The sequence below is a fragment of the Helcococcus kunzii ATCC 51366 genome (assembly GCF_000245755.1).
Taxonomy (GTDB): domain Bacteria; phylum Bacillota; class Clostridia; order Tissierellales; family Peptoniphilaceae; genus Helcococcus; species Helcococcus kunzii.
This window is the reverse complement of the sequence record NZ_JH601089.1, coordinates 41879-50813: the sequence shown is the minus strand read 5'-3', so window position 1 is coordinate 50813 and position 8935 is coordinate 41879. Positions and strand designations below refer to the sequence as shown.

Annotated in this window: 10 protein-coding genes and 1 pseudogene; all 11 read left to right on the top strand. The window is 28.7% G+C overall.

Features of this window, described 5'->3' with window-relative positions; all coding sequences use genetic code 11:
- Positions 1-68 precede the first annotated feature (68 nt).
- The 11 genes and pseudogenes from HMPREF9709_RS09870 (at position 69) to HMPREF9709_RS08925 (ending at position 8930) form a co-directional block, all read left to right on the top strand.
- Positions 69-1097, top strand: a complete 1029-nt coding sequence (locus HMPREF9709_RS09870) for a GrpB family protein (RefSeq protein ID WP_005399305.1) — start codon at positions 69-71, stop codon at positions 1095-1097.
- A 415-nt stretch (positions 1098-1512) separates the two neighbouring features.
- Complete coding sequence (locus tag HMPREF9709_RS08970) at positions 1513-1707, top strand: DUF6440 family protein (RefSeq protein ID WP_005399303.1); 195 nt, start codon at positions 1513-1515, stop codon at positions 1705-1707.
- 140 nt (positions 1708-1847) lie between these two features.
- Complete coding sequence (locus HMPREF9709_RS08965) at positions 1848-2696, top strand: MerR family transcriptional regulator (protein ID WP_005399302.1); 849 nt, start codon at positions 1848-1850, stop codon at positions 2694-2696.
- A 680-nt stretch (positions 2697-3376) separates the two neighbouring features.
- A complete protein-coding gene (locus HMPREF9709_RS08960) occupies positions 3377-3589 on the top strand; it encodes a hypothetical protein (RefSeq protein WP_005399301.1) in 213 nt (70 codons plus the stop codon).
- Positions 3590-4084: 495 nt separating this feature from the next.
- Positions 4085-4330 carry a glycine zipper domain-containing protein gene (locus tag HMPREF9709_RS08955; RefSeq protein WP_005399300.1) on the top strand — a complete coding sequence of 82 codons (246 nt, stop codon included), beginning with the start codon at positions 4085-4087 and terminating at the stop codon, positions 4328-4330.
- A 420-nt stretch (positions 4331-4750) separates the two neighbouring features.
- The gene (locus HMPREF9709_RS08950; RefSeq protein WP_005399299.1) at positions 4751-5488 is read left to right on the top strand and encodes a 3-keto-5-aminohexanoate cleavage protein; all 738 of its coding nucleotides are present in this window, start codon (positions 4751-4753) and stop codon (positions 5486-5488) included.
- Positions 5489-6068: 580 nt separating this feature from the next.
- Positions 6069-6497 (top strand): HIT family protein, encoded by a 429-nt coding sequence (locus HMPREF9709_RS08945; RefSeq protein WP_005399298.1) that lies wholly within the window; start codon positions 6069-6071, stop codon positions 6495-6497.
- A 233-nt stretch (positions 6498-6730) separates the two neighbouring features.
- Entirely contained in the window at positions 6731-7111 is a 381-nt protein-coding gene (locus tag HMPREF9709_RS08940; protein WP_005399297.1) for a GNAT family N-acetyltransferase, read from the top strand.
- Positions 7112-7254: 143 nt separating this feature from the next.
- The gene (locus HMPREF9709_RS08935; protein WP_005399296.1) at positions 7255-7437 is read left to right on the top strand and encodes a hypothetical protein; all 183 of its coding nucleotides are present in this window, start codon (positions 7255-7257) and stop codon (positions 7435-7437) included.
- Positions 7418-8432, top strand: a pseudogene (locus tag HMPREF9709_RS10265) (virulence RhuM family protein). The gene HMPREF9709_RS08935 and the pseudogene HMPREF9709_RS10265 overlap by 20 nt, the downstream one beginning before the upstream one ends.
- A gap of 30 nt (positions 8433-8462) precedes the next feature.
- Complete coding sequence (locus HMPREF9709_RS08925) at positions 8463-8930, top strand: virulence RhuM family protein (RefSeq protein WP_005399293.1); 468 nt, start codon at positions 8463-8465, stop codon at positions 8928-8930.
- Positions 8931-8935 lie beyond the last annotated feature (5 nt).

Below are 8935 nucleotides of genomic sequence, written 5' to 3'. Positions count from 1 at the left end.
TAATATAAAATTAGGATAAATAATTATGATATAATTTTAAAACTAAATATTGAAGTATAGGAGAAAATATGGGCAGACAAATTATATTACACGAATACAATCCTGAGTGGGTAGATAGATATAATCAAATTGAAAGAGATATTTGCAAGATTTTTGGAAATGAAGTTATTAATGTCCAACATTTTGGGTCGACTTCAATAAAAGGTATGAAATCAAAAGATACAGTGGATGTATTAGTGATAGTAAAAGATATTTCTAATATTGATGCATACAATAAGAAAATGAAGAGCAAAGGATATATCGCAAAGGGTGAGAATGGCATAAGTGGAAGAAGATATTTCCAACAATACGATAGTAATGGCGTTGATCATTTGGCGCATATTCATGTATATTCAAAAGAAAATAAAAAAGTAAGTGAAGAGTTGAAATTCAGAGATTATTTAAGAAGTGATGAAGTGGCATTTAATAAATACCTAAACATAAAAGAAGAAGCAAGTAAGTTATATAGCCATTCTCCAAAAAAATATCAAGAATACAAGTCAAAGACAATCAAAGAGCTTTTGAATCAGGCCGATGAGTATTTCAAAAAATCAGAAAGATTTAATATAGATGCAGGTTTTCTAAAAGAAAAAACATGGTTTAGATATAGAGCGGCAGCAATCATAGTAGAAGATAAGAAAGTTTTATTGGCAAAAAATAACATCACCGACTACTATTATTCTGTTGGCGGGGCTGTCCATGTTGGTGAAACATCAGAAAAAGCCGTAATCAGAGAGGTGTTTGAGGAAACTGGAGAAGTTTATGAGATTGATAGATTAGCAGTTATCCATGAGAATATATATTGGGGTATAGATCCTGGTTTTGAAGATGTTATCTGTCATGAAATTTGCTTTTATTATATAATGAAACCAAAAGGACTTTTGGAATTCAATCAAACAGGAATGAGCGCTTCCGGGGTAGAAGAAAAAGTATATTGGCTGGATATTGAAAATCTAAATAACGTAAAAGCTTATCCAAGTTTTATAAAAAAATATTTAAATGAAGAGACAAACGGATTTGTTCATTTTGTTGAGGATAGAACAGGATTAAATGGGTAAATTGAAATTTATAGCTCTTTATAGAAAAGCTATGAATCTTAATACAATAAGGATAAATTATAAAACTAATAGTAAGTTATTAACAATTTTTTCAAAAAGATTCCAAACATCTCACAATTTTACAAAAAATACTTTCTTTGTTAAAATTACATATGCGTTTTAAATTTTAGGAGGAAATTTTGAGAAAAAAATAAACGATGTTTATAAGGTGCCCCCAAAAAGTTGGACTTTATACCAGAGACATTTAGAAATATTTGTTTCTGGTTTTTTGTGTATAATATAAGTATGAAAAATTATATATAGTAGGTGAAAAATATTTCAAATACTTATATATATTATTAATATTATGAAAAGGTCGTAGCACCAAGTAGTAGAGAAAGATATTACAAATTAGATTTTAAGGAGAAAAGAAATAATGTTTGGAAATAAAAGAGAAGAAGAAAAAAGATTTATACTAAAGTCAAACGACCATGTGGGATTGATCACACTATACACTGTTGTAGACGTTAAAACAGGTGTTAATTATTTAATTACAGTAGGACCGGATGGAGTATCGACAACTCCTATATATGATGAAAAAGGAGATTTTTTTGTAGACGAGGAATATTAAAGAGGTAATTAGTGAAGATTTTCAATAAATGAAATATATATAGACCTAGAAAAAGTATAAGTAAAATTTTATATAATATATAGGGCTTGACCTGCCCGTTGGGGACAGTGTTATCCTTTAATCAAAGGAGGTGGATAACCATGTTAAGAAGTGAAATTCAAAAAGAAACTGGATTAACGAGGAAAGCAATAGAATATTATGAGGATAAGGAACTTATCCATCCTCAGAAATCTGAGAATGGTTATAGAAACTATAGTAAGAAGGATTTAGAAATTCTGAAAAAGGTATCTATATTTAGAAAATTAGGGATGAGTATATCAGATATTAACCAGTGCATATTTTCAGGTGGAGATACTTTGTCTTCGGTCTTAAGAAAAAAGCAATATCAATTAGAGCTTGATAAAAAAAGGAAAGCAATACTAGAAATGATTGTTAAAGGCGAAAGTAATGAACTAATTAATGAGAAGGTTTCATCACTGGATGCGGAAGAAACTATCTATGAAAAACTAGAAAATGCTTTTCCAGGATATTTTGGACAAATGATATTTGCTGCTTATCAACCATTTTTGAATGAGCCATTAGAAAATGATGGTAAGAATTCGTTTTATAAATATATAGATTATCTTGATAGGCTTCCTTCGTTTGAATTAACTGAAGAAGAGAAAAAATATATTGAGAAGATTAGCTCACCATATGATATGAAAACCTTAAAGAATGTAAATCAAGCTAAACTCGATGCTATTGAAAATCCAGAAAAGTGGATGAAAGATAATGAAGATTTGATTTCTCAATATGAAAGCTATAAAAACAGTGAAGAGTATCAAAATAGCATGATGAAACAAATCCAAGATAAGTTGAAAAGCTTTATGAAGGAAAATCAATATTATGAAATAGCAATTCCACTTATTAGAAAATTTAGCAAAAGCTATGATGAATACTATAAGAAGTTGCTAAAGGCAAATGAACAGTATATAAACAATAAAAATTAATAATAATATGTAAGCATCTACTTGTATTGAGTAGGTGCTTTCTATGGAGAATATAAAAAGTTTAAGGAATAAGAGGAATATTTTCAGAGTGTGTATTATATAGAAAAATCGGAAAATTCAATATGTTTCTGAATACGTACTAGTATAAAAAAACCTATGATATGTTTGCCAATACAAGGGAAATGCTAAAAAAAGTCAATGATATGTTTGCGAAAACACAAAAATGGACTTTTTATCCATAGTGACGACTCGATGCACGTGGAGGCGGTAGTATTGATGACAAGGGAAGGCGAGTAAAGTAGTACTGAAAGGCTTGAAATCAATGGGTTTATGATTTTTGGACTTATAATAACTATAGGTTAAAAATCTTGGAATTAGTGTTAAATAATTTCTCCTGAATACTTGCTTGTAGCAACATTATGAATATTTAGAAAAGGTCGTAGCAACACTTTAGATATTTTGTATGTCGTGTCAACGGTATGGATGGGGAAAAAAGTTGTCATAAATGTATTGTCTTATAACACTAAATGTCATATATATCACTACAGAAATCAGGTATAGTTAGAATAGAAAATGTATAAGCCCTGGAGAGAATTCTTCAGGGATTTTTTATGGAGTAATCATGCCAAGAAAACCAAAGAAACCATGTTCATATCCAGGATGTCCTGAGTTAATAGAAGATGGTAGTTACAGTAAAAAACTTGATAACTTTTCGCGATTCAAAAGCAAGGGAATTAGCTATTTCTAAAGAAGATGTAATGATAGGAGTTGCTGTTTTAGGAGTAGTTGCAATATGTATATTTGTACCTACATCGACTCCAGCTATACCTGAATGGCTTAGTGTATTAGGAATAGTCAGTGGCGTTATATATATATTAAATTTAATGATATAATTGTTATAAAAAAAAATAAGGAGTAATACATGGAAAGAAGAATTAGAATATTTAGAATAATTTTTATTTTCTTGTGCTTATTGTTAATATACACAATTATATCTATTATGTCTAAAGAAAAAAAATAAATATTATTAAAACTAAATCTGATAATTTAGTAGCTACATATAAATCTAATTTTCATTATGTAGATATTTATAGTTTTAATAATAAAATTGTAATCAATGCTTACTCTAAATCTAAATTTGATAAACCTAATCAGCAAGTAATACCATTTAAAGGAAATATTACTAAAGAAAATATTGAAGTTAAGTGGAAAGGAATTGGTGAAATAGATTTAGAACAAGGAAATTCAGGTGTTATAGCTGCTAATATTAAAATAACACAAAATGGTGAAGTAATTTTTAATGACACAATTGATTTAGTTGAAAAATTATGGGACGTATTACCAGAAGTATTGGGAAATTAAAATTAAGTTTTAACCAAGGAGGGAAAATGGAAATACTTAGAATATTACTGCCACTTATTTTAGTATGTATATTAGTAGTTTATATAATAAAGAAATCTAAAAACAAAGATGAAAGTAAAAAAGAAGATGATAGCGCCATGGTAGAGGGCATGGTTATAGGAATGTGCATTGGTACAGCCATAGGATCGGCTTTTGGCGGAGAGAACATTCCAATGGGCATAGGTATAGGAATGTTAATTGGAATGATTGTAGGAATGAATATAAAAAAATAATGTAAAAAACCTCCCTATATGACCTGAACCCAAAATCCGGAATACGGATGGAGGGATTTTTGTATGCCAAAATATAGTTAGAAATTTTATAAAAATGTATTACATAGAAATATTGAAAAATTCGATATGTTTCTGAATACGCACTAGTATAAAAACCCCTATGATATGTTTGCAAATACGAAGAAAACACTAAAAAAGCCTATGATATGTTTGCAAAAACGCAAAAATGGACTTTTTATTCATAGTGTCGACTAGAGGTAGGTCTCATTCCAAGAATCTCCAAGAGAAGCGACCGAGTAGGGAGCTTCGATTGGCAAGATTCGACGGCTGAGGCTCTAATATTGATGGTACGAGAATAGAAAATAATTACACAAAAATTTGAAATTAGCTTTGTTTTATGCAATTGAAAGGGGATATAAAATGCTTAAGAAAATATGTTTAAATGGTGGATTATTTCCGACTCAAGAAGTAAAAGTACCAATTACATTAAAACAATATGTAAAGGAGATACAGTTTTTTATTAATAAAGGAATTTTAAATTTTCATATTCACTTTAGGGATTCTTATGGTAATGAATCTTTAGATGAAAATATAATCTATCCTCAATTTAGATTTTTAAAGGATAAATTTCCTATGATAAATATTGGAATTGGTTCTCCATTACAAAATGGAATTAATTCAAAATTAAGAGAAGATCTGATTTCAAACTGGTATAATTTCAAACCTGATTTTATTTCTGTAAATCTTTCTGAAAAAGGTAGTATTGATTTAATTAATATACTTAAAGAGAAAGATATAAAGATTGAGTATGGAATTTTTTCACTAAAAGATGCAGAGATCTTTACAAATAATAAATTATATATCAACTGCTATAGAGTATTACTAGAAATTATAGACGATAATAATAACCCTAAAACGAGTGCCAAGGCCATAAAAGAAGCTAATAATTTAGTGAACTACTTTCAACAATTATATCCTGATATAGAAATAATTTTACACGGTGAAAATAAATATGATTGGGATATTATTAAAATAGCTATTGAAAAAAATATAAATTATAGAATTGGATTAGAAGATACTACGATCGATAACAAGGGTAGGATTTTAGAAAGTAATATAGAACTATATAACTACTATAGTTTTTTTATAAACCAGTAGTAGGAAAGGGCAAATAAATCATGCAATTTAATGCAACCTAATATTGATGTTACTATGATAACTTGAATAATTTTGTCTATAAAAAAGAAAGCAATGAATATTAAACTGAAAGTATAGTGTGAGAATCAAAAGTTCAGAAAGTTTATTCAAAAGGACTTTTAAGCGAGTATGCAGATAAAATAAAAGAATACCGTGTATAAATAAATCTCAGCTCGTTATAGCAAATTGGCATGTATATTGTCGGCGATGATTTTAGTAGTATTATCCAATATGTGCTTTGTATATGGATGTTGGTTATTTAGTGCATGGTCTGTTTTGGAATTGATAGTATTTATTATTGGACTTATTGTATTGAGGAAATTAAGGTATAAGAGAATAATTTCACAATTTGCTTTAATCCAAGGTTGAGGTGAGATAAAAGTATAAATATGACAAATAAGGACAGGACATGGGCTCTGTCCTTATTTGTGATTTATTAACTTTAAATAATTTTATATAATAGAATATAGCAGAAAAACAGATTGATAAATTTGAATTTGTAGAGGTAAATAATATGTGCTTAATATGCGAAAGAATATAAATGATAAAAAATGGAGAAAATCAATATTTTGTAAAAGAATTAGAAACTGGTTATGTTGTATTAGGTGACCATCAATATTTTAAGGGATATACAATTTTTTTGTGTAAGCAACATAAGTCTGAACTTTTTGAATTAGAAAATAGTTTTAAATTGAAATTTTTAGAAGAAATGTCATTGGTAGGGGAGGCTGTATACAAAGCATTCGATGCTGAAAAAATTAACTATGAGTTACTTGGTAATGGAGATTCACATTTACATTGGCGTTTGTTTCCAATGATAGCTGGCGATATAGAAAATTATGGAAATAAGGGAAAAGGCCCAGTTTGGTGTTATCCAATGGAATTGATGTATAGTGATTCTAATCGTCCATCAACAACTGAGTTAAATGCGCTTAAAGAAAAATTGAAAACTGAGATAAATAAATTTTAAAAGGTAAAAAATTGATAGGTTTTTTAATTTACGTTTCTAATTAATATGTTCCCGACATAAATATAGTGAACATAAGTAAGAGTCAACAATTAAAGGTTGAAAATTTTGAAATTAGTGTTCAATAATTGTTTCAAAATATTGACTTGTAGCAAGATTGTTAATATTCTGTGAGGTTAGTGTTAACGGTATGAACGGGTTGAATATAAGATAATTTAGAAGTTATGGAGTAATCGATGCAAGTAATTGAAGTTATTGAAAACAAAAAAGATTATATTGAGTTACTATTATTAGCAGATAAACAGGAAGATATGATAGATCGTTATCTTGATAGAGGCAAAATGTATGTGATTGATGATAATGGTATTAAATGTGAGTGTGTAGTAACTAATGAGGGGAATGGCATACTTGAAATTAAAAACATTGCAACTGTTACAGAATATCAAGGGAAAGGGTATGCGAAATTTTTGATTGAATTTATTGCGAAGAAATACAAAGGAAAATACAAAATTTTGCAAGTAGGGACAGGAGATAGTTTATCAACGATACCATTTTATGAAAAATGTGGGTTTGTCAGATCTAATATCATACCAATTTTTTCACTGACAATTATGTGAACCCAATATATGATAATGGAGTACAATTAGTTGATATGGTGTATTTGAGAAGAGCATTATAAATCAATTTTAATTTGAGGCGAAAACTATAGTTTGTATTTTAGCTAGTAATATATTCTATAATATATCAGAGAGGTGATATTATGAAAATTGACACGAATACATTGATTTCTATATCAGATGCAAATCAAAATTTTTCAAAGGTTGCAAAGCTAGTTGATAAGTATGGTGCTGCTGTTATTCTTAAGAATAATAAACCACTATATATTATTACAGAATTCACTGAAGAAAAAACCAGAAGAACAAATGTTCATTTTATGTTATAATATTCTTGACAGCTCCAATAAATTTAAAGGAGAAAAAATGAATTCAGAAATTATTATTTATCAAACAAAAGATGGAGATACCAAACTCGATGTAAGGCTTGAAGATGAGACTGTTTGGCTATCTTTAGAACAGATGTCTAGGATATTTGATAGGGATAAATCTACAATTTCAAGGCATATAAAAAATGTCTATGAAGAGGGAGAACTTGAAAAAACTTCAACTGTTGCAAAAAATGCAACAGTTCAAATTGAAGGAAATAGATCTGTTGAAAGAACTATTGAATATTATAACCTTGATGTTATTATTTCAGTTGGCTACAGAGTTAAATCATTACAGGGGACAAAGTTTAGAATCTGGGCTACAGAAAGACTAAAAGAATACATTATTAAAGGTTTTACTTTAGATGATGAAAGATTAAAAGGTCATGGTGGAGGAACATATTGGAAAGAACTTTTAGATCGAATTAGAGATATTCGTTCATCGGAGAAAGTTCTTTATAGACAAGTTCTAGATCTTTACGCTACCAGCGTAGATTATAATCCAAAAAGTAAAGAATCTATTAAGTTTTTCAAAATTATTCAAAATAAACTTCACTATGCAGCTCATGGACATACTGCTGCTGAGGTAATATTCCAAAGAGCTAACCATGAAAATCCTTTTATGGGCTTGACCACATTTTCTGGTGAAATGCCCATTCTAAGAGATATTAAATAATTTAGTTTCAGGATATTTTGATTTAGCGGAGATCAACGCTTTAGAACATAGACCTATGTATATGGCTGACCATTTAAAGCAACTTGATAGAATATTATCATCTGGTGATAGAGAATTACTAGATGGGCCAGGAAGTATTAGTAACAAGCAAGCTATTGAGAAAGCTACAGAGGAGTATAGGAAGTATCAAACTAATACACTAAGTCCTGTTGAAAAGGCATATTTAAAAAGTGTAAAAGATATAGATAAGGAAGTTAAAAGAATTAGGAAATCAAAATAGTTTAATTGGTAAAGTTAAAAGAGAAAAAATATGGAAAAAGATAAAATAATTTTATATCAAGAAGACGACAGAAATGTTTCAGTAGATGTAATGTATAGTGAAGAAACATTTTGGCTAACACAAAAATCAATGGCGGAATTGTTTGATGTTGATGTTTCAACTATTAATGAACATTTAAAGAACATTTATAAAATTGATGAATTAGATAAAAACTCAACTATTGGGAATTTCCCAATAGTTCAAAAAGAAGGGAATAGAAGTGTTACTCGAAATCTAAATTTCTACAACCTCGACGCCATCATAGCTGTTGGCTACAGAGTCAATTCAAAAAAAGCCACAAAATTTAGAATATGGGCAACTACAACCTTAAGAGAATATATTATAAAAGGGTTTGTTCTAAACGATGAAATGTTAAAAAATGGGAAACCATTTGGTAAAGATTATTTTAAAGAATTAATAGAACTCAGAGGATATATTCTGACTTTGATGAGTTTATAAAAAGA

Coding starts and splice junctions, on each gene's coding strand:
- HMPREF9709_RS08950 (WP_005399299.1), top strand. CDS start 4,751: ATGCTTAAGAAAATATGTTTAAATGGTGGATTATTTCCGACTCAAGAA.
- HMPREF9709_RS08960 (WP_005399301.1), top strand. CDS start 3,377: ATGGTAGTTACAGTAAAAAACTTGATAACTTTTCGCGATTCAAAAGCA.
- HMPREF9709_RS08940 (WP_005399297.1), top strand. CDS start 6,731: ATGCAAGTAATTGAAGTTATTGAAAACAAAAAAGATTATATTGAGTTA.
- HMPREF9709_RS08970 (WP_005399303.1), top strand. CDS start 1,513: ATGTTTGGAAATAAAAGAGAAGAAGAAAAAAGATTTATACTAAAGTCA.
- HMPREF9709_RS08965 (WP_005399302.1), top strand. CDS start 1,848: ATGTTAAGAAGTGAAATTCAAAAAGAAACTGGATTAACGAGGAAAGCA.
- HMPREF9709_RS09870 (WP_005399305.1), top strand. CDS start 69: ATGGGCAGACAAATTATATTACACGAATACAATCCTGAGTGGGTAGAT.
- HMPREF9709_RS08925 (WP_005399293.1), top strand. CDS start 8,463: ATGGAAAAAGATAAAATAATTTTATATCAAGAAGACGACAGAAATGTT.
- HMPREF9709_RS08935 (WP_005399296.1), top strand. CDS start 7,255: ATGAAAATTGACACGAATACATTGATTTCTATATCAGATGCAAATCAA.
- HMPREF9709_RS08955 (WP_005399300.1), top strand. CDS start 4,085: ATGGAAATACTTAGAATATTACTGCCACTTATTTTAGTATGTATATTA.
- HMPREF9709_RS08945 (WP_005399298.1), top strand. CDS start 6,069: ATGATAAAAAATGGAGAAAATCAATATTTTGTAAAAGAATTAGAAACT.